15 protein-coding genes and 2 pseudogenes are annotated in these 21328 nt (G+C 58.0%); 10 read left to right on the top strand and 7 right to left on the bottom strand.

From position 1 onward, the window contains the following. From AAAB35_RS20185 to AAAB35_RS20170, 4 genes are all read left to right on the top strand, one after another. Positions 1-549: tripartite tricarboxylate transporter substrate-binding protein (locus AAAB35_RS20185; protein WP_340670059.1), on the top strand; the 549-nt coding region annotated here is incomplete at its 5' end. 63 nt (positions 550-612) lie between these two features. Next, the gene (locus AAAB35_RS20180; protein ID WP_340670058.1) at positions 613-1113 is read left to right on the top strand and encodes a tripartite tricarboxylate transporter TctB family protein; all 501 of its coding nucleotides are present in this window, start codon (positions 613-615) and stop codon (positions 1111-1113) included. A gap of 38 nt (positions 1114-1151) precedes the next feature. Next, positions 1152-2675 carry a tripartite tricarboxylate transporter permease gene (locus AAAB35_RS20175; RefSeq protein ID WP_340670057.1) on the top strand — a complete coding sequence of 508 codons (1524 nt, stop codon included), beginning with the start codon at positions 1152-1154 and terminating at the stop codon, positions 2673-2675. A gap of 21 nt (positions 2676-2696) precedes the next feature. After that, positions 2697-4100, top strand: a complete 1404-nt coding sequence (locus tag AAAB35_RS20170; protein WP_340670056.1) for a flagellar biosynthesis protein FlgA — start codon at positions 2697-2699, stop codon at positions 4098-4100. Positions 4101-4354: 254 nt separating this feature from the next. Here the strand turns inward: AAAB35_RS20170 and AAAB35_RS20165 are convergent, their stop codons facing one another. Continuing rightward, complete coding sequence (locus tag AAAB35_RS20165; protein WP_340670055.1) at positions 4355-7315, bottom strand: PAS domain-containing protein; 2961 nt, start codon at positions 7313-7315, stop codon at positions 4355-4357. Positions 7316-7625: 310 nt separating this feature from the next. Between AAAB35_RS20165 and AAAB35_RS20160 the strand changes: the two genes are divergently transcribed. The 3 genes from AAAB35_RS20160 to AAAB35_RS20150 all read left to right on the top strand — a co-directional run bounded on the left by AAAB35_RS20160 (position 7626) and on the right by AAAB35_RS20150 (position 10964). Further along, positions 7626-8132, top strand: coding sequence for a molybdopterin-dependent oxidoreductase (locus AAAB35_RS20160; protein ID WP_340670054.1), 507 nt, complete (start codon positions 7626-7628; stop codon positions 8130-8132). A gap of 8 nt (positions 8133-8140) precedes the next feature. Then, the gene (locus AAAB35_RS20155) at positions 8141-10141 is read left to right on the top strand and encodes an EAL domain-containing protein (RefSeq protein ID WP_340670053.1); all 2001 of its coding nucleotides are present in this window, start codon (positions 8141-8143) and stop codon (positions 10139-10141) included. A gap of 133 nt (positions 10142-10274) precedes the next feature. After that, complete coding sequence (locus AAAB35_RS20150) at positions 10275-10964, top strand: FkbM family methyltransferase (protein ID WP_340670052.1); 690 nt, start codon at positions 10275-10277, stop codon at positions 10962-10964. 69 nt (positions 10965-11033) lie between these two features. Here the strand turns inward: AAAB35_RS20150 and AAAB35_RS20145 are convergent. Beyond that, a pseudogene (locus tag AAAB35_RS20145) lies at positions 11034-11906 on the bottom strand (MBL fold metallo-hydrolase). After that, complete coding sequence (locus AAAB35_RS20140) at positions 11899-13398, bottom strand: aminotransferase class V-fold PLP-dependent enzyme (protein ID WP_340670051.1); 1500 nt, start codon at positions 13396-13398, stop codon at positions 11899-11901. Before AAAB35_RS20140 ends, AAAB35_RS20145 begins: the two are co-directional and overlap by 8 nt. A 97-nt stretch (positions 13399-13495) precedes the next feature. Here AAAB35_RS20140 and AAAB35_RS20135 point away from each other — a divergent pair, with 97 nt between their 5' ends. Next, complete coding sequence (locus AAAB35_RS20135; protein ID WP_340670060.1) at positions 13496-13978, top strand: Lrp/AsnC family transcriptional regulator; 483 nt, start codon at positions 13496-13498, stop codon at positions 13976-13978. 251 nt (positions 13979-14229) lie between these two features. Here the strand turns inward: AAAB35_RS20135 and AAAB35_RS20130 are convergent, their stop codons facing one another. From AAAB35_RS20130 to AAAB35_RS20115, 4 genes and pseudogenes are all read right to left on the bottom strand, one after another. Next, the gene (locus tag AAAB35_RS20130; RefSeq protein ID WP_340670050.1) at positions 14230-14556 is read right to left on the bottom strand and encodes a hypothetical protein; all 327 of its coding nucleotides are present in this window, start codon (positions 14554-14556) and stop codon (positions 14230-14232) included. Between the two features lie 104 nt (positions 14557-14660). Then, positions 14661-15949 (bottom strand): annotated as a pseudogene (locus AAAB35_RS20125) (chlorohydrolase family protein). 178 nt (positions 15950-16127) lie between these two features. Then, positions 16128-17327: an amidohydrolase family protein gene (locus AAAB35_RS20120; RefSeq protein WP_340670049.1), complete on the bottom strand. Its 1200-nt coding sequence runs from the start codon at positions 17325-17327 to the stop codon at positions 16128-16130. Positions 17328-17360: 33 nt separating this feature from the next. Further along, a complete protein-coding gene (locus tag AAAB35_RS20115; RefSeq protein ID WP_340670048.1) occupies positions 17361-18722 on the bottom strand; it encodes an amidohydrolase family protein in 1362 nt (453 codons plus the stop codon). 137 nt (positions 18723-18859) lie between these two features. On the opposite strand from AAAB35_RS20115, the gene AAAB35_RS20110 reads away from it, so the two are divergent. Next, positions 18860-20431 (top strand): ABC transporter substrate-binding protein, encoded by a 1572-nt coding sequence (locus AAAB35_RS20110; RefSeq protein WP_340670047.1) that lies wholly within the window; start codon positions 18860-18862, stop codon positions 20429-20431. Positions 20432-20577: 146 nt separating this feature from the next. Next, on the top strand, positions 20578-21328 hold a 751-nt coding region (locus AAAB35_RS20105; RefSeq protein WP_340670046.1), incomplete at its 3' end, for an ABC transporter permease.

Below are 21328 nucleotides of genomic sequence, written 5' to 3'. Positions count from 1 at the left end.
AAGGCGCTCCAGTTCGGTGGAAGCCAGTCGAAGGATACCGACCAGATCCTTGTTTCGATGATTACCGACGTCACTGGCGCCGAGTTCCGCTATATCCCGTTCAAGAGCGGCGGCGAGGCAGCCGTCCAGCTCTCGGGTGGCCATATCGACGCCAATGTGAACAATCCCAATGAAAACCGTGGCCAATGGCAAGCCGGTATGGTCAAGCCGCTATGCGTTTTCCGGCCCGACCGGTTCCCCAAGAGCGAGCCCGTGCATGATGGCAAGGGCTGGCAGGATATTCCAACCTGCGCCGAGGCCGGGCTTGCAATCGACAGCTACCGCATGCCACGCACCGTATGGCTTCCGGCCGGAGTGGACGAAGGCGCAGTCGCCTTCTACCGTGATGTCCTGAAGAAAGTTTCCGAAACGCCGGAATGGGCGGACTATATCGCCAAGACCTCGCAGACGTCGCAGTTCATGGCAGGCGACGATTTCAGCAAATATGAGACCGCCGACCGGAACAAGGTACAAGAGGTGCTCAAGCGCGAAGGCTGGCTGGTCGAATAAAGGAAAACGCAGAGGCGTTTCCTCTTGGGGAACGCCTCTGTCTGAACGGTCTCGGAGGCGAAAATGGCTGGCTACGACAATCGATCATTATCGCGCAGGACGATGGAAATAGTCACTGCGCTGCTGACGGCCGGAGCCGGCCTTGCAATCTGTTACGGTTCGTGGCGCGGCGGCATAGGCTGGAGCGAAACCGGGCCTGAGCCAGGCTATTTTCCCTTCTACGTCGGCGTCCTAGTCATCATCGGCAGCATGGCAACACTCATTCGTAGCCTGTTTTTCTACAAACACGAGGGGGAAGTCTTTCTCGACCTGGAACGGGCAAAGCCCGTCTTTGGATTTCTCATCCCCCTCATCGCTTTCATCATCGTCGCCTTGCTCCTTGGCCTTTATGTCGGCACGGCGCTTTACATCTTTGCCTCGATGAAGTGGCAGGGCGGCTACCGCTGGTGGCTTTCGGCCGCCGCAGGGCTCGTCGTGATGGCAGTCTTTTATCTCGTCTTTGAAATCGGATTTCAGGTTCCGCTCCTCAAAGGGCCCATCGAGACCTGGCTTGGAATCTACTGACCCCGCGCGCCGCGACACAGCTGGACTGGATATAGGCAATGGAAAATATCGGCTACCTCATGGACGGTTTTGCAACCGTGATCACCATCCCTCACATCGTGGTCATGGTCATTGGGGTCACCCTCGGGATCCTCGTCGGCGTGCTCCCCGGTCTCGGCGCCCCAAACGGTGTCTCGCTGCTCTTGCCGCTGACATTCACGATGGATCCGATCACGGCGATCATTCTCCTTTCCTGCATGTATTGGGGCGCGCTTTTCGGCGGATCGACGACGTCTATTCTCTTCAATATTCCGGGTGAACCTTCCTCGGTCGCAACGACGTTTGACGGCTATCCGATGGCCCGAAAGGGGCAGGCGACGCGGGCCCTGACGCTGGCCTTCGTCTCTGCAGGTATCGGAGCCCTTGCAGGCGTCATCATGATCACGCTGCTGTCGACCTGGGTTGCCGGCTTCGCCCTCAAGTTTTCCTCGCCCGAGTTCTTTGCCGTTTATTTCCTTGCCTTCGCCAGCTTTATCGGCATGGGAACCAACCCTCCGGCAAAAACACTTGTCATGATGATGCTGGGTTTTGCGCTGGCAACGGTTGGCATGGATACGATCTCGGGCGGATTGCGGCTGACCTTCGGCATCCCGGATCTGATCAAGGGCGTCTCCTTCCTCGTCGCCGTCATGGGGCTTTTCGGCATTGGCGAATTGCTGCTCACCACGGAAGAGGGCCTGCGGTTCGAAGGGATCAAGGCGAGGATCAGGGCAGGCGACGTATGGAAGGCGCTGAAGGAAATTCCGCGCTACGGCTGGTCGATCGTCCGCTCGACCGTGATCGGCATCTGGATGGGCATTACGCCGGCAGGCCCAACGGCGGCCTCATTCATGAGCTATGGCCTTGCCCGCCGGTTTGCCCGTGACAAATCCGAATTCGGCAAGGGCGATCCGCGGGGGATCATCGCGCCCGAAACGGCTGATCATTCGGCAGGAACATCGGCCCTCCTGCCCATGCTTGCCCTTGGCATTCCAGGCTCAGCCACCGCCGCCGTCATGATGGGCGGACTGATGATCTGGGGCCTCACACCGGGGCCCATGCTCTTTATCGATCGACCGGACTTTGTCTGGGGCCTCATCGCATCGATGTACATCGGCAATGTGGTCGCCGTACTCCTCGTCCTGACGACCGTACCTATCTACGCCTCCATCCTGAGGGTGCCCTTCGCGATCGTCGGTCCGGTGATCGTCGCCGTGATCTTTTCCGGGGCCTACCAGATCGCCAATTCGACCTTTGACATGTGGCTCGTTCTCGTTTTCGGGGTGTTCGGCTATCTGTTCAAGAAACTGGACTATCCAATTGCGCCTCTGGTTCTCGCCATGGTCCTTGGCGACAAGGCCGAGGATGCGTTCCGCCAGTCCATGCTGATGTCCAACGGATCGCTGAGCATCTTCTGGTCGAACCCGCTGGTGTCGGCGATCATGGCTCTCGGGGTGCTGATGCTGTTGTGGCCGATCATTGCAAAACTGACTGGACTGCGCGGCCTTCGCCGAAGCGGTACCAAACATTCGGCCAACGCCTGAGGCAAAGGGGTCAAGTTTACCATGAACTATCATGATTATTTCGCCGGCGCGGCAACGCCGGTCGAAGCCTGTATCGTCGGTACCGGCGGCTTTGGCCGGAGCTTTCTTGCGCAAGGCCGCCGCGTACCCTTGCTCAACGTTCGTATTGCTGTCGACCTCACCAGCGCATCGGCCGCCGCTGCCTTAGGGTCCGTGGGGGCGCCGAAAAGGATCACCCAATGCAACAGCGCGGCAGAAGCCAGCCGGGCCTGGGAGGACGGTTCGCTCATCGCCACCGGCGATCTTGCAAACGTCATCCACCTGCCATTCGACGTCGTGGTCGAGGCGACGGGCCACCCAGAATCGGGCGCGATCCATGCTGAGCTTGCGATCAAAGCCGGAAAGCACCTTGCACTTGTCTCAAAGGAGGTCGCAAGCGTCATCGGACCGGGCCTCGGCGCGCTCGCAGCACGCAAGGGAAGGGTGGTGACACCCGTTGACGGCGACCAGCCCAGCCTGCTTATCGGTCTGGTTACCTGGGCGGAGGTGCTCGGCTTCGATATCGTCTGCGCCGGAAAGTCGAGCGAATATGATTTCGTATTCGACCCCAAAACCAATACGCTCAGCAGCAACGGTGTTGCCCTTGAAGTCCCAGGTTTTGCCGAACATCTCAACCTCGGCGACCGTGATGTCGCCGAAATCGTCGCTGCGCGAGCGCGGGCAGCAACAAACTTTCCCCAGCGCGCCGTTCCCGATCTATGCGAACTTGCAGTGGTTTCCCATTCGGTTGCCCTTCAGCCCGACCGCGCCGATCTTCATTGTCCGATCGCCCGGATCGGCGAGGTGCCGACGATCTTTTCCACAATTGGCGATGGCGGACTGTTGCATGGCGAGCGCCGCATGGATGTCTTCCATTGCCTGCGTCTTCCCGGCGAAGTCAGCTTCGCCGGCGGCGTCTTTGTCGTGATCCGCTGCCACGACGAGACAAGCTGGGAGCTTCTTGCACAAAAAGGCCACATCCTCAGTCGCAGCGGCTCGACCGCAATGATCTACCTGCCGCGCCACCTCCTTGGCCTTGAAGCTGCAACCAGCGTTCTTGAAGCGGGGATCAGGGGGGTTTCCAGCGGTGCGAAATCGCCGCGCCCGACCTTTGATCTTGTCGCGGTCGCCGAAACTGACCTGGATGCCGGAACGGTGCTGACCGCAACCGGCCATCATCATGCCATCAGCAACGTTGCCGCGGCCCTTGTTGCGGGACGGCCGCTCGCAGCTGACGATCCCGCGCCGTTCTATCTCGTCGCCAACCGCCAGCTTGTCCATCCGGTCAAGGCAGGCTCTGCCATCCGTCTCAGCGATGTCGATGCTGCACAATCTCGCCTTCTTGACCTGCGCAAGCGCCAGGATGCCTTGTTCTTTGATCCTGGCAGACCCGCTTACAATGGCTGATCAGGGGCGAGCACAAAAGCGGCAATCCGCAAGACCTTCAACCATTACAACGGCATCGAGTTGTACCCAAAGCTGGTGGATGACATCTGGGTCGCTTTTATTGATCATCCATTCGGCGCGGGTGCGGACGGGCAAGCCATCCTCGCCGGCCAGCGGGCACTGTGTCCCTGCCCGGCCGAGCAAGGCCAAGCCGCCAGCCGCGACGTAAAGCAGTGTGGGGACGATCCCAACAGATGAACGGGGCCCGAGTAAAATCACGTCTTGAGGCGCGAGAGGATGGCTTCCAGCGTCTCGACAGCACTTGCCTTGTCGAGCTTCTGCAGGTCGAGAAGTATTTTGAGCCCATCCTGCTCTTTCCGAATTGTATTGCCATGTTCGATCGTGTCTTCGATCCGCTGGAGTACCCTGTAGTTTCGCACAAGCTTGGCAATACCCTTGGCCCGTATCGGCTCCCGCTCGTCGGCCAGAACCTTGTCCTTGACCAAGGAATAGGTCGCGTGACTGAGAAGAATGCCGCCAAGCTCGGCATGGGATTGCAGCCTGGAGGCCAGATTCACCTCACCACCGATGATGGTGTATTCCATGCGGTCTTCGCTGCCGAAATTGCCAACGGTGCAATAGCCCGTGTTGATACCGATCCGCAGCTGGAACGGCTTTTGTAGTCCCATGTCACGCCATTCTGTCTGCAAGTCCCACATGCGCCGCTGCATCGCGATCGCCATGTTGACGCAGGCCATCGCATCCTCCTTGACGCCTCTCGTCTCCGGGTCGCCAAAAAACGCCAGGATCGCATCGCCAATATACTTGTCAACGGTCGCGCCGTGCGCCAGAGCGATCTTCGTCATCTCCGTCAGGTAGTGGTTGAGCAGAGCCGTCAGTTCCTCCGATTCCAGATCATCTGTCGTCTCGGTGAAATCGGCGATATCAGAAAACAATATGGTGAGCTTCTTGCGGCTAGAGGCTATCCTTACTTCCTGAGTGCCTGCGAATATCGATGAGTAGACCTGAGGTGAGAGATATTTTGACAGCTTGTTCGACAAGGCCTCCAGCGTCTTGTTCTTCTCGGTCACGAGTGCATTCGCCCGCTCCAACTTCGACTTGGAATTCCGGATCTTTTCTTCGGCCCTCTTGATTGCGGTGATGTTCGTGTAGACGGCAACGATTCCGCCCTCTGTCGTCTTGCGCTCGTTAATTTGAATCCAGCGGCCGTTGGCTCGCTGTTGCACATGGGGTTGGCCCGGTTGCCTGTGTCTTTCCAGGCGCTCGGCGATCCACTCGTCAGCCCGTCCTCGCGCATCCTCCACAAGGCCTTGTTCCACCGCGTTGCGGATGAGCACTTCGTAGGGCGTGCCCGGAGCCGGCATCCCCAGTCCTGGATAGAGGAGTTCGCCATAGGCGCTGTTGCAGACGACCAGCCGGTCCTGCGCATCGTACAGAGAAAACCCCTCCGAGATTGATTCGATCGCGTCCGTCAGGCGCTGCTCGCTGCGCTCGGAGAGGAGCTCGGCGTTTTTGCGTGCGGTCACGTCACTCCACGAGCCGATGACTTCAAGCGGCTGACCGTCCTTGTCGCGGATCAATTGCTGTTCGTCATTGACCCAGCAGTAGATGCCATCCTTCTTGCGGAACCGGTATTCAATCGTGTGGCGGCCTGTCCGGTACAACTGGACCGATGCGGCCTCCACCCAGGCGCGGTCGTCAGGGTGCACCCGGTCGCGCCAGAAATCGGCGTTCTCAAGGTACTCGCTCGGCTCATATCCGAGCAAGCTCTTGATATTTTCACTGATGATGATCGGGGCGTAGTCGCCGGTCGCCTTGAAACTGTAGATCACCGCGGGCGCTGACGACAACACGCGCACGAGGCGGTCCTGGGCGGCTACAAGGGCTTCGCTAATCTGCTTGCGGGCCGTAATGTCGTTCCACGCACCAACCACCTCGATCGGATTACCCGCAGCGTCACGCTGCAGCTGCAAGTCGTCACTGATCCAGCAGTAGTTGCCATCCTTCTTGCGGAACCGGTACTCGTTGCCGATACGTCCCTCCTCGAACAGCCTCGCGTAGTCTTTCTCGATACGCGGCAGATCGCCGGGATGCACACGGCTGCGCCAAAAATCTGGGCTCGCCAGATACTCCTCACACTCATATCCGAGCAGGTCCTTCAGGTTCGGGCTAATGAACGTCGGCCAAAAGTCGCCCGTTGCCTTGAAGCTGTAGATCACCGCCGGCACGCAGGAGAGCAGATACGAGACCCGATTCTGAGCCGCCGTAGCGGCTTCTTCCGCTCGCTTGCGATCCGTGATGTCGCTCCACGAGCCCACCACCTCGACCGGTTGACTGTCCGCGTCGCGGATCAGGCGCTGTGCATCATTCACCCAGCAGTAGGTGCCATCCTTCTTGAGAAAGCGATATTCGACCGTATGATGGCCTTCCTTGAACAGGTGGACAGACTCAGCTTCCACCGCGGCAAGCTCATCGGGGTGCACGCAGCGCCGCCAGAAATCCGGGTTTTCCAGATATTCCTCCGGATCGTAACCCAACGTGTCCCTGATGTTCTCACTGACAAAGGTTGGCGCAAAATCTCCCGTCGCCTTGTAGCTGTAGATCACGGCAGGTGACGAACTCAACAGCTGGGATAGCTGGGCATGCGCGGCCGCCTTCGCTTGCTCGGCAGCCTTGCGCGCCGTGATATCGCTCCACGATCCGACGATCTCCAGTGGCTTGCCCTTCTTGTCACGGATCAGTTGCTGCTCGTCGTTCACCCAGCAATAGGAGCCATCCTTGCAGCGAAACCGATACTCAACCGCTTGGGTTCCGTTCTGGAAGAATTGGGAAATCGCCTCCTCGACCCGGGCGAGATCTTCCGGATGGACCCGATCGCGCCAGAACGATGGATTTTCGAGATACTCGCTCGGCGCATATCCGAACACGGCATTGATGTTTTCACTTACGAATGTGGGCGAAAAATCACCGGTCGCCTCGAAGCTGTAGATCACGGCAGGTGACGAACTCAGCAGTCGCGCCAAACGCTGCTGCGCCGCCGCTTGCGCTGCCTTCAATTGTTGGTCGACCCTGCTGCCTCGCTCGCGCGTGGCGTCTCTTATGGCCTGCTCGATCACGGCGGCGGTGCCGTCGTGGTCGAACTCGCCTGCCGGAAGATGTAGAATATGATGCAAAGCGGCCGTCGCGTTCTTGGCGTATTGCTTTGCTGTCACCATGGGCCCGAACCCCACTTGAATGAGGCATTTCAAATTAATTCTAACACACACGGTTTGTACTCGTCTTTAGCGCGATGTGGTTAGCTTCCAGCCGCCTTGTAGTCCGCCTTTCCACCCATCGGTGGCCGGGCCGATGGCGTTGCGGTTCACGCTTATCTTTAGACAAGCCTGCCGGGGATTTGCCTGCGATGCATCAGCCAAACCCTCGCAAAGTAAAAATCATGGAGCGGATTGTTCTGAGCCATGTTATTTTTGATGCTGATTTAGCTCATATGCTCTATTAACCCAAATTCATCAGGGAGAAATTTCAATGAGCTTAATCCGCCTTTTTATCTGCGTAGCCTTCTCGATAGCCACGGTTTCAAACGCATTTGCCGGGTCACTTGCCAAGCCTGCAGGTAAGGCAATTCTCGTTGTATCCGGGAAAATTGAAAATACGAACAACGGCTCCACGGCAGAATTCGACCGGGCGATGCTGGAAGACATCGGCTTGCAGACCATCGAAACGGCAACCCCGTGGTATGACACCCGCGTACGCTTCGAGGGCGTACCTCTCGACAAGCTCATGGAACTGGTGGGAGCCACAGGAACGAAGGTGACGGCAGTTGCGCTTAACGACTACGTGACGACCATTCCCCTGGATGACTTTAAGAAATTTAAGGTCGTGCTCGCCCTCAAGCGCGATGGAAATTACATGCCCGTCCGCGATAAAGGGCCACTGTTTATTGTCTATCCTTACGACAGTGACCCACAGCTGCAAAGCCAGACCTATTACACAAGGTCCGCCTGGCAGGTGGCCAAACTGATAATAGAATAGAGACATTAGTGAAACGGTTTCTCGGGATCATAATCTGTTGCTTTGTGGTGGCGACGGCCTACATCGCCTATGTCATTGCCGAGCGGCAAACTGCGCTGCAAAAGTTTGCGCGCTATAATGACTCCTGGGCTGTTGGTCAGACGGTCTCTGAATATATGAGGCTCGAACATCGCTTGGCCGCTTATGCATTGGGCATGGACGATGTTGATCGTGATGAGGTCCGCCTTCGCCTTGATATCATGATCGGCCGATTGGAACTTCTAAAGCAGGGCAATCTGCATACCTTTGTTGAGGAAGACCCACAGCGCCGCGAATTGCTCGCAGACCTTACTAAGGTACTCAATCTGCTTGATCAGCGGCTTGACACGCTCGATTCCGATGGCCTCAAGACGACGCTGAAATCGATGGCTGTCTTGGATTCTTCGATGACAGCGCTTGCATCCACTGCGGTTGAATTCGATGTAGGCCTGATAGACGCTGCCCAGGCAGAATTACGACAGCTCCATTTGATCTATACAGGGCTCGCAGGCGGCCTCATTCTGTGCGGGGTGGGGCTTGTTGTTCTGCTTTTGCGCCACAACAGCCTTCTCGACGGTGCTCACCGCAAGATGAGTGACCTGACCGACAATCTTCGCGAGGCTTCAGGAGAATTGAAGTTACAGAACTATCGGTTAAAGCATGTCGCCCATCACGACGCCCTCACGGGGCTACCCAATCGACTTTTATTTCGTCAGGATCTGGAAGCGCGGCTGAAAACAGCAACATCTGGTGGTCCAACGGCTGTAATCTTTCTCCTCGATCTCGATGGATTCAAGGATGTCAACGATACGCTCGGTCATGACGTCGGTGACGGCCTTCTTCAAGCTGTCGCAAGCCGCCTTACAGAACTCAGTCGCGAAGGGGATCTCGTCTGCAGGTTGGGGGGCGATGAGTTCGCGATCCTGACCGCGGGTCTGACTGAGAAACAGGCTTTTGATTTTGCCCGTGCCGTAGTGGAGAAAATCAATTTACCTTACCATGTCAGTGAGCGTGAGATTAAAATCGGTACTTGCGTTGGCGTTGCCATATCCGAAGAGGAACCCGACACCGATGAACTGTTCAAACACGCAGACCTCGCGCTTTACGAAGCAAAGTCGTTCGGCTCCGGGTATGCGTGTGTCTTCCAATCTCAAATGCAAACAAGATTGACGGAGAAGAAGTCCTTCGAAGCCGATCTCAGGCAGGCGCTGGACAATGGCGAACTGGAACTTTTCTACCAACCGCAAGTGAACACGATTACACGCGAGATATGCGGCTACGAAGCCCTTCTACGCTGGTTTCATCCGATACGCGGCCAAGTCCCGCCTTCCGAGTTCATTCCTGTCGCAGAAAATATCGGGTTGATTCATGAATTGGGGGATTGGGTTTTAAGAACGGCTTGCCTTGAGGCAGCCCGTTGGCCAAGATCGCTCAAAGTCGCGGTCAATCTATCGCCAGTTCAGTTCCGCAGCCGAAATCTCATTCAGAGTGTGGTCGCCACCCTCAAGCAAAGTGGGCTCGATCCTAATCGACTTGAATTGGAGATCACCGAATCCGTGCTGCTGGACAAGAATGAGCAGACGCTTGAGACTTTGACACAACTAAAGGCACTCGGCATCCAGATTGCAATGGATGACTTCGGTACTGGATACTCATCCCTTGGCAGCCTCAGGAGTTTTCCCTTCGACAAGATCAAGATCGATCGTTCTTTCATCCGCGACGTCACAACCCGCGCAGATGCTTTCGCCATCGTGGAACTGGTAACCGGCGTTGGGCGAAGCCTGGGGATGACGACAATCGCTGAAGGCATCGAGACCGAGGAGCAATTCGCCTGCGTCAAACAGGTTGGATGCGAGCAGGTCCAAGGCTACTTAATTGGCTGGCCCGTACCCGCTGCGCAATTGGACCATCCTCGCCAGGTCACCGATTACGATAGCTTGATTGAATACGAAGGTCTGATCGATGTGAAAGCAGTATCTGGCAGAGGCTAGCAAGATCCTCCGGCTCCAGTTCCGCATTGCCAACCTTATTCATAGCGGTGTTTTGGACGCGAAAAGTCGGTCTAGACGTTCGTTCGCCCCCGTCCGACAGCCATAACGGCATAAGCAATCAAGGGAGTTATATTTGGAATTGCTGACGGTTCATGGAATTACGGTGCCTCTTTCATCAAATGAAGTTTCGCCGGTCATCTGGCAGGCACTTACAAATGGCAGCTACGAGGCGAAGGAGGCCAAGTGGGTGTTCAAGGCCGTGAGGCCGAATGATCGAGTGCTAGAGTTGGGGACAGGGATCGGGGTCATTACGTCACTCATCGCAAAGGTTCCGGGTGTCCAGGTGTGGTCGTTCGAAGCAAATCCATCAACAGCAGCACTCGCACAACGTGTGATCAACGCGAACAACGTTGGCAATGTCGTTCTGTCCCAAGGATTGTTGGCTGCAGGCGAGCCGCGTACCATTCCTTTCTATATTCGAAAGGATCTTTGGATGTCTTCCATGGATAAAAATCAAGGTCCTTACCAATGCGAAATATCGGTGAGGTCAACAAACATCGATGATTTTATTGCAGACCACGCCATCAATATTCTCGTCATGGATATTGAGGGGGCTGAACGAGATTTGCTTCGCAGGTCTGAGCTTCCTGGAATCGAGCGAGTCTTTCTTGAACTGCACGATCACCTCTACGGATTGTCAGGCATCCGTGAGATTACGCAGGCTTTGGCAGCTAAAGGCTTCGCCTACGATCCTCGTGGATCGTATGGCCCTTGCGTCCTGTTCGCCAAAGAGCAGGGCCTGCGAGAGTACGAACCGGAGTGATGCGATCGCGTAGAGCTGGACTTCCGCAAGCGACATTCTTCTTGATCTGGCTCTCGATGGGAAATGTCGTCAGCGAACAGTTGGTACGGCAGCTCGGGACCATACGCTGCCTGGAAACGCGCCTATTGGTAGCTTGAGGTAGCGGATGCCGTTGACTTCCGGTTCCGGAAGCTGGCCTCCATTGATGTTGACCTGCAGCGCATGCAGGATCGCTTTTCACGAAGGATAATGAACTCCTCCTTGCCGGAATGCTTGAGATGGATATTTTCCGTCTTCTGCCGTTCCACCGTGCTTTCCCACAGCGGCCCTCGGCCGCCGGGCTGATAGTCGTGTCCCGACAAAGATCCGCGTATCTCCTGATAGCGCCAGAATGGCCTGGATGCTTGACCAAAGAGCCTTGGCACTGCCTCCGGGAAAGTCAGCGCGTGCGGTCCCGCTGTCCGGCATGAAAAGCGTGTCATGCACAAATGCGGCATCGCCAGCGACATAGGTGATCGACGCAAGCGTGTGACCGGGCGAATACATGACGCCAACCTTGATGTCGCCGATGGAGAACGTCTCTCCATCGAAGAACAGCCGATCCCATTGGCTGCCATCGACACGCAGATCCGGCCAATTGTAGATCCGCGACCAGATTTCTGGACATCGGCAACGTGAACTCCGATCGCCATCGGGGCACCGGTCACTCCTTTGAGATAAGCGGCAGCCGAGAAATGGTCGGCGTGCGGGTGGGCGTCGAGTATCCACTGGAGACGCAGGTCCGGCCGGCGGACATAATCCAGCAGGGCATCGGCGCTGTGGGTCGCTGTGGAACCCGATTTCTCATCGAAGTCGAGAACCGGATCGATGATGGCGCAGGCCTTGGTGTGCGGATCGCTCATCACGTACTGGATCGAATAGGTGCGCGGGTCGAAAAAATGCAGCGACATCAGGTCTATGCATAGGCAGCTTCCCGCAGATCCGATGCAAGCGGCGAGAAGATCGCCCGCGCAGGATCAAACGTATAGAGCGCGGTATACGACGCCGCGTCCCGCGCCAATTGCGCAACAGATTCCAGAATGAAGCCAACGTTCTCGTCCGAGAGCAGGACGCTCAGATTGAGCCTCGTGAACCCGGGCTTCTCGATCTCGTCGCCATTCAGGATCGCCTGCCTTATCCGCTCAGACGTTTCCGGGTCGATGGAGAGCAGCCGGTGCACATACGGGCCTGCGCAGGCGCACCCCCCGCGGGCCTGAATGCCGAACCGGTCGCTGAGCATGCGGGTAATCAATTGCTGATGAATATAACCGCCTTTGCCGTCTCTGATGCGGAACGAAAAGATCGGCAGGCGCGCCATGGAGGGAGCGCCGAGCAGCTCGATGTGCTGCTCATCCTGCCAGGTGGCCAACGCTCTCCGCGTGAATTCGTCGTTCAGCCGCTGGATTTCGTCCAGTCCGATAGCATGCTTGACCAGAAAGACCAGTGCGGCACGAATATCGCCGATGACATTGGGCGTTCCGGCTTCCTCGCGCGCTTCCAGGCTGTCACTGTAGTCGTGGCCGCTGGGCGAAACGAATTTGACAGTGCCGCCACCAGGCCACGAGGGCTTAGAGGTGACGACGGCGTCATGGCGCACAATCAGCACGCCGGACGCGCCAGGGCCGCCAAGAAACTTGTGTGGCGACACCACAATGGCATCGATTTCGGCACCTTGCTCGGGCGTCATCGAAATCGGCATGTAAGGGCCCGCACCGGCATAGTCCCAGACGATCTTTGCACCCGCCGTCTTCGCTATTCTCGTGACGGCAGCTATATCGGTCGAGATGCCGGTTACGTTCGATGCAGCCGAAAACGAGCAGATTGTCAGGTCCGCGTTGATGGCCTGAAAAGCGTCTTCCAGCAGCACGGGATCTGGCCCACCGTGGCTGCCTTCGGCTATCTCGACAACCTCTGCGCCGCTCTCGCGCCAAGGCAGGATATTCGAATGATGCTCATAGGGTCCGATAATCACGCAAACGCGCTGACCGGAAGCGATGGCATCGGTGACGCCCAACAGCTTGACGAGCCGATTGAGGCCGGCAGTCGCGCCGGACCCGGCAAAGATCACGGCGTGCCGGCTATCGGCCCCACAGCATTCCCCGATTACTGACCGCGCTTCACGGCGCAGGCGGGTCATCATCCCTCCGCAATAGGACGCTTCGGTATGGCTGTTGGCGTAATAGGGCAGGACCTCTTCGAGAACAAATTGCTCGACCTGCCTTAGCGCGCGTCCCGAGGCGACGTAATCGGCATAGACGAGATCTTTTAAGCCGAACGGCCCGTCCACTTTCGCCTTCGAACCGATCAGACCGTCCTTCAATGCTGCTAGAGGATCGGCGAGGTCGAGGCTGCTTTTGAACCTGCCGAGTGGAGTGACCAGTTCTTTTGATGGGTTGTGATCGGCCCGTTTGCGCATTGTCAGTCTCCAAATAGAAATTGACAGCGATTCTAATCTGGATCACGCTTTAAAAGCTTCACCTATTTTGAGGAGAATGGCGGGGAATGTGGGTCACATGATCGATACAAACGTGAAATTTGATGATATTGATCTGAAAATCCTGACCTGCCTTCAGCGTAACGCTGCGCTCTCACAGCGGGATTTGGCCGAGCAGGTGGGGCTTTCGCAAAATGCTTTTTGGCGCCGGCTCCAACGGCTCCAGGCAACCGGCGTGATGAGTGGCTCGCGCGCCGAGATCGACCATGGGCTCCTCGGTTTGGATCTGACGGTGATCGTCATGATCCGTACCCGTCACCATTCCAAGGAATGGTCCGAGGATTTCCGCAAACACGTCGACCGGCTGCCCGAAGTCATCGATTTTTATCGTATAGGCGGTGACTGGGACTATCTGATCAAGGTCGTCACACGCGGAATATCCGGCTACGACGCTTTCTATCAAAAGCTCATCACAAATTTCGATCTGGTGACCGTGACCGGGTATTTTGCCATGGAAGCCATCATCCGCAATCGGGCCGTAGATTTAAGCCGCATACGGTGAGTGTATTCTGGAGACGTACAGGTTCCGGGATAAATGACGTTTCGCCAGATGAAGGCTCGCTGCAATCCCGAGGGCCCGTCGCATCAAGCTGTGCCAGCGCGCCTAACCCTTACCTGAAGGAAAGCGCTTGCGGCGCTAAAGAGTGTCAAACAGATGTTCGAACTGATCCATGCAACGTCGTGGTCGGGCCTTTCGGGCCCTGACAAGATCTGGATGGGCGTGGATGTTTCTGGCCGGCGGCAGAAAGGTCTTCAGCCTTGCGGGTTCTCGCCGGGCGCCAGGAACTGACCGCGCACCGATCTGCCCTCGACCTCGACCGTCGCCGTCTGCCCGGGCGACGTACCGGCGCCCTTTGCTGCTGCACAGACCGCGATCGTGGTGCGGTGAAATCCGTCGCGGCCCTTTGAGATCGAAGGCAGCAACCCCACAAGGGTGGACCGCTCTGCCGACCATCCACATTCGTCGAATACCGAGTTCCTGAGCGAGGTGGTGGCCAACTCCGTGTCGATACTGGGCGTGGTACACGAAGATGAAACGACGAGAGCGGCGGTCACCAGAACGTAGCAGGCGAATCTCATTTCGGTACTCCGGGATTTCAGGTTAATGTTCTTGCTAACTATCATCTTAATCCCGAAGTTGCGACAGTCCGTGACACCCAATCCCCAGCCGAAAACCGTGGCGCCTAAGTTTTGGCCGCATTGAACGCTTCACTCCGGTAGGTCGGCGGAAAGATGTCAGCGACCGGCGGGTGCCGGAAGGTTCGCTCCGGATAACGGGCGACCAGGCGCTCGAACTGGCTTTGTGCGCGCTGATGGGCAACGTCGAAGTCAAAGCCGGGTATGATCCCGCCCTTCATGACGGTGCGCCCATCGATGATGACGGTATCGACGTCGCGTCCGCTTGCCGCAGTCATCAGGCAGGCGATCGGATCCGTCACCTGGCCAAGATGATTGCCCGCAAGGTTGAAAACGACAATGTCTGCTGCCGCTCCCTGCTGCAGGCGCCCGAGATCGCCACGACCCAGCGCGTCAGCCCCTCCGACGGTTGCGGCGTCATAAAGGTCGGCCGATGCCGGCCGCGCCGCTTCGCCGGACATGACGCGGCCGAGCATCAGGCCAACTTGCATGTTGATCACGATGTCTGGCGGCCAGGTGTCGGTGCCCATGCCGATGTTGAGGCCTTCACGGCGCAAATCGGAAAAATTGTCGAGCGCCACGCCATGGCGGGCCATTACGACAGGGCAGTGCACCAATGTTGCGCCGGACGCGGCCATGACATCGAGATCGACGCGCTGCGCATTGGTTCCATGCGGCAACAGCACTTTCTCGCCCAGAAATCCAATGCGTTGCAGCCAGCGGGCGGAGGTCATGGCGAACCGCTGGCGCATGGTATCAACTTCAAATTGCGACTGGCAGCAGTGCAGTCGGACAGGCACGTCAAGGTCACGGGCACCGGCCGCCACCTTTTGCAGCAGGGCCTCCGTCCAGAATTCGATCCTGTCCGGCGCCAGCATGGTGCGCACGAGGCCGCCATATCGTCCATCGTGTGCCTTGCAAAAATCAATTGCACGCTCAAGACCATCAGCGCCACGCGCCTCGTCAATCTCGACGACAATGCTGCCGTCCGCCTCGATGACCGAATGTCCCGTCCGAGATAGACGCGCAGGCCGAGTTCGCCCGCACTTTGCGCGGCCGATGCAAATTCCTCGGTGGTTTCATTCCACGCGCGATAAAACAGCGACGCGATGGGCAGTGCGGTGGTGATGCCATTGCGGATCAATTGCGCAAAGGCGTAGCGTTTCTGGAACGCGAGTTCGTCAGGCTCGAGCATCTCGACCGGACCGCTTTTGACGTAGTCGCGCGGCCAGACCCGGCCCTTTTTCCAACCTGGCTGATGGTCGAGACCAAGCACGCCCGTGTCGAGATCCGAAAGCGCATCAAGATCGATGAAGCCGGGTCCGATCAGCGCCATGCCATGGTCGATGCGTCGCCTGACAGGTCCGGGGTAATGATGGCCGACGAAGACGATGCGGCTTCCTTGGTAGACAATTTCACCTTTCTCGTAGAGAACGTGTCGCCCCCCCACATGGCCGACCACCCACCGGGCGGTCAAAAGCACTGGCCCTTCGGCGGCATGGTTTATCGAAGTTTCAAGCAACGTGCGGGAGATCCTCACTCGGTAGGCCGTCGCGCACGAGGATGCGCCCGCCGCGGATGACGGTGCGGTTCTGCGGGGTCAGGGCAACGGCTTCAGCCACCGTCTCGGCGCCAACAAGGACAAGATCACCATGGCAGCCCTGCGAGAGGCCGTAATCGGCCAGTCCGATTCCGGCGGCTCCCCCGAAGGTGCATACGTCAATCGTTGCCTCAAGATCTGAATCGGCCGTCATGCCATTGCGCTGCGCCAGGAACTTCGCCCGCTCCAGCATGTCGCCGCTGCCCCACGGTTCCCATGTCCCCTGAATGCCGTCCGAGCCGGAGGCGACGACAACGCCTGCCTGGCGCAGCAGCCTTAGGGGAAGGACCGGTGCAGAAGGGCTGCCGACCGTCATGATGGCGATCCTTGAAGCGGCGAGCGCGTCGATCAATGCTGCCTGCCTCCTCGCCTCTACCATGCCAAGGCAATAGGCGTGGCTGACCATGACGCGCCCCTCCAATGCGTGCGTGCGGGTCCGCTCGACAATAAGGTCGAGACAGAACGCGCCAAGTTCGCCTGGCTCATGCAGGTGGATATCGATGGGTTTGCCATAGCGATCAGCAAGCGCGAAGATCGCATCGAGATGACGAACCGGATCCCTGTCGATCGACGCGGGATCAATACCACCGACGATATCCGCGCCTGCCTTCAGCGCCTCTTCCATCAGCGCCAGCGTTCCCTCGCGTACCAGCATTCCGCTTTGCGGAAATGCGACGATTTCAACGTCGACCAGTCCGGAGAAGGTATCGCGCGTTGCAACGAGGCCGTTGACGTTGGCGATGCCAATTTCCGTATCCACGTCCACATGGGTTCGAATATGGGTCACGCCGAAGCGTAAGGTCTGCATGATCTGGCGCGCCGATTGGCGGCGCGCGTCAATGCCAAGAGCGCGCTTGGCCTTGCGGTCGGCGAGGATTCTGTCGTTGCGCGTCGGGCCAACTTCGTTGCGGTACCAACCCATTCCGATCAGCGTCTTATCGAGATGGGTATGGGCTTCAACGAGCCCGGGAAGGGCTATTTGCCCGGCGGCGTCAAGCACGCGCATTTCTTCGTGTTCGGTGGAACCTTCGGCGAAGCGTCCATTGCAAATGAAAAGATCGGTCGGCGCCCCGCCAAGCGGCCGGACATTGCGGATGAGTAGATCCTTGGTCATCGTGTTAACTCCTGCTTGGACGAGGTGACGCGTTCAAAGCCCCTGAAAGCGCTCTATCATCTGATTAAATGCAACTTCGGCCCGCGCCAGAATGGCGTTCTCGTCCTGATGGATGAGCTTGCGATTGCGCATCAGAACATGTCCACCGACGATGGTGGTATCGACATCGGCGCCGTTGGCGAAGCGGGCGAGACGCTGAAGCGGATTGACGGGCGGCCACAGATGCGGCTGTCGCATGTTGACGAGAAGGATGTCGGCGCACTTTCCCGGCTCTAACGAACCGATGTCATTTTCCATCGAAAGCGCCCGTGCACCCTCGATCGTCGCCATCGACAGGAGCTCGATGGGGCAGAGCACCGCATCATCGCGCAAATGCCGCGCGTGGTAGCGATGCGCCTGAAACATGTTGCGGAACATGTCAAACGAGCGGTCGGGGGCGGTAGCATCCGTGCCAAGCGAAACGGTCACGCCCTGCGCCAATTCGGGCGCCGGACAGCGACCCGATACCGACATCAGCGCGCTCGGATTGTGGGCAACCTTCGCCCCGGTCTGTTTCAAAATGGCGATATCTGCCTCGGTCAGCTCGATGCAATGAGCAAGCAGCGAATGGGCGTCAAAGAGATCAAGGCGCGCTGCATTGGCAGCAATCGATCCTTCGCGGTGTCCATCCTGAACGAAAAGGGTGCCTTTTTCGCGCGCCAGATCGCGCGCATCGCACGCAAGTTTGTATACGTCTCTGTCTTCAAGTTCGCCGGCCGTGAAGACGGGCAGCGAAATCGCAAGGCGAAGCCTGTCGTTGCGGCCGGCCCATGTGTCGATGAGATCGCGGCACACCACCAGCTGCTCCGACGGCGAGACGGCAACATCAACCGCACGCGATCCTGTATGGTTGCGGTACACATGTGCGTGCGCAGGGCGGTTTGGACCAAGCGCCAGTATCTCGCGCACGCCCATATCGGCAATGGCTGCAAGGTGCGCCTCTGCCGCCTCCGGCGCTTCGGTCCGCATGACGTCGGGGCCTCCGCCGAATAAGAGGGCAGCGGTCGTTGTGCCGCACTTGATCCGCTCAAGTGCGGAAAGGGCAGCCTCTGCGGCCCAGAATTCCGTATCGACAGCGCCTGCATAGAGACGACCGGTCATATCCATCCATTGTTCCGAATCGTCTCCGAGGCCCTTGGTCAACGTATGCCCGGCATGGGCGTGGGTGTCGATGAGTCCGGGCATGACGACCATGCCGCGTGCATCAATGCGATCGGCATCGCAAGCGGGGATCTGCCCTTCGCTCACCGCCGCAATGATGCCGTCCCGCACAAGAACGCTGCCATTTTCAAACACACGCCAGCCGGCATCCATGGTGACGACGATACCGTTCTCAATCAAAAGGGCATTGGCCATTTTTCGCGACTCCCAAACGTGTTTTCTTGACTGGCGCTGATATCAAATCAGTGAAAACCGAAATTGTCACCTTGATATTGTGTACAATATGTGTATCATACTAGTGGGAACTTGTGTATACAAAATGGGAGATACCCGTGAAGAAATGCCTAAAAACCTTATTGGCAGGCCTCGCGCTTGTGGTGCCGATGACCCTGCCTTCCATGGCACAGACGCTGCGCTGGTCATCAGCTGGTGATGTCATTTCCTACGATCCGAACGCGCAGGTCGACAGCTTTACCCAAAGCGTCCATCACATGGTCTTTGATCCGCTGGTGCGCCGCAACAAGGATCTGGCGCTTGAACCTGCGCTTGCGACATCCTGGGAGGTCATTGCGCCCGACCGCTGGCGTTTCAAGCTTCGCCAGGGCGTCAAATTTCACGAGGGCCAGCCCTTTAACGCCGACGACGTCGTCGCCACGATAAAACGTCAGATCGATCCCGGTGCGCGCAATCGCGAAAACCTTTCCGCAGTCATCGGTGTCGAGAAGGTGGATGACTTTACGGTCGACCTCGTTTTGAGTGGCCCGTACCCGCTTCTCCTCAATGATCTTGCCGCCATTTACATGATGAGCAAGCCGTGGATGGAAGCCCACGATGCTCTCAAGCCCGGCAACACCTCCACCGGTGTTACGACTTACGCAAATAACCATGCCAATGGAACGGGTGCGTTCAAGCTCGTCAGCTATGAGCCAGACTCGCGTTCGGTCTTTGCGGTCAACGAAGAGTGGTGGGACAAGCCGCAGCACAATCTGAAGAGCGTCGAATTCCGACCCATCGCATCCGATGCAACCCGTGTTGCCGCGCTGCTCTCCGGCGAACTCGACATGATCGCGCCTGTGCCGCTCCAGGATATCGATCGCATCAGCAACACGGCAGGTTTCAAGGTTGTGCAAAATCCGTCGCTGCGCGTCATCTTCCTCGGCTTCAACTTTAGGCCGGAGCTGCATGCCGCACCAGGCAAGGCTAATCCGCTCCTTGACGTCAAGGTGCGCCAGGCGCTCTGGCATGCGGTCGATCTTGCGACGATCCAGAAGCGGTTGATGCGCGGCAAGTCACGCACGACAGGTATGCTCGTGGCGCCGCCTGTTACCGGCTATGACGAGGGCATCGACGCGCCGCTTGCCTATGATATCGACAAGGCGAAGGCACTGCTTGCCGAAGCCGGGTATCCCGATGGCTTCAAGGTGGGCCTCAATTGCTCCAATGACCGTTACATCGCCGACGAGCAGATCTGCCTCGCCATCGCGTCAATGTGGGCGAAGATCGGCGTAAAGGCCGATGTCGGGGTCGAAAGCAAGACCACATATTTCCCGCGCATGGACAAGGGCGAGCTCGACATCTACATGCTGGGCTGGGCTTCACTCCCGCCGATGGATGGCTACAGCGTGCTGCAGGCACTTCTTGCCACCAATGACGGCACCTTTGGCGGCAGCAACTCAAACGGCCTGTCGATACCAAGGATTGACGAGCTGACCCGCCTTGCATCGACCGAACTTGATCAGAACAAGCGCGTCGGCCTGTTGAAGGAAGCCTTCACCATTGCCCATGACCAGGCGCTCTACCTGCCGCTTCACCAGCAGCCGGTTGCCTGGGCCATGAGCGACAAGGTCGACATGCCGCAGTTCCCCGACGAGTATGTTCGTCCCTGGTTCGCGCACATGAATTAGCTTGATGGCACGTGCCGCGCTTGCGGGGCGTGCCTTTCCATTCCTGAAAACCCGCTCAGCGGGTACGGATACGAATAACCGGATCAATGCAGCGCAAACGCGAAGGCTGCGCAAGCCGCTTGGCGCTCCATGGAAGGCATGGCCCAATGATCAAAATTGTTTCGATGCGGCTCTTTCAGGCGATCCTTGTGATGATCGCCGTGACGGCCGTTGCCTTCATCATGTTCCGCTTCGTCGGCGATCCCGTAGCCATGATGGTGCGCGAAGGAGCAAGCCAGGCGGAAAAGGATGCGCTGCGCGCAACGCTCGGCCTCGACAAGCCACTCCTCTTGCAGTTCGTCGAATTTGCCGGACGCGTGCTCCAAGGTGATCTTGGAACGAGCTTCCGCTACCAGCAGCCCGTCGCCGAATTGTTGATGAACAGGCTTCCGGCAACGCTCGAACTCGTCCTCGTTGCGACGGTCATGTCGCTGGCGCTCGGCATCCCGCTTGGTGTCCTTTGCGCCCTGAAGCCAACGGGGGTCATGTCGCGCATCATCCAGTCGGCCACGCTGGTTGGCATTTCGATGCCGACCTTCGTGACCGGACTGCTCCTGATACTCATCTTTGCCGTCAACCTACGCTGGCTGCCCTCATCGGGGCGCGGCGAGCTCGTCAGTGTTTTCGGCTGGCAAACCGGCTTTTTGACCGTCTCGGGGCTGAAGTCGATGATCCTGCCTTCGGTGACACTTGCCCTGTTCCAGCTGACGCTGATCATGCGCCTGGTGCGATCGGAAATGATCGATGTTCTGTCGTCCGACTATATCCGCTTCGCCTTCGCACGCGGGCTGCCGCGTTCATATATCTACGGGCGCCTTGCGCTGCGCAATACGCTCATGCCGGTCGTCACCGTCACCG

The organism is Phyllobacterium sp. (assembly GCF_037994425.1).
Taxonomy (GTDB): Bacteria; Pseudomonadota; Alphaproteobacteria; order Rhizobiales; family Rhizobiaceae; genus Phyllobacterium.
This window is presented reverse-complemented; position numbering and strand designations above follow the sequence as displayed.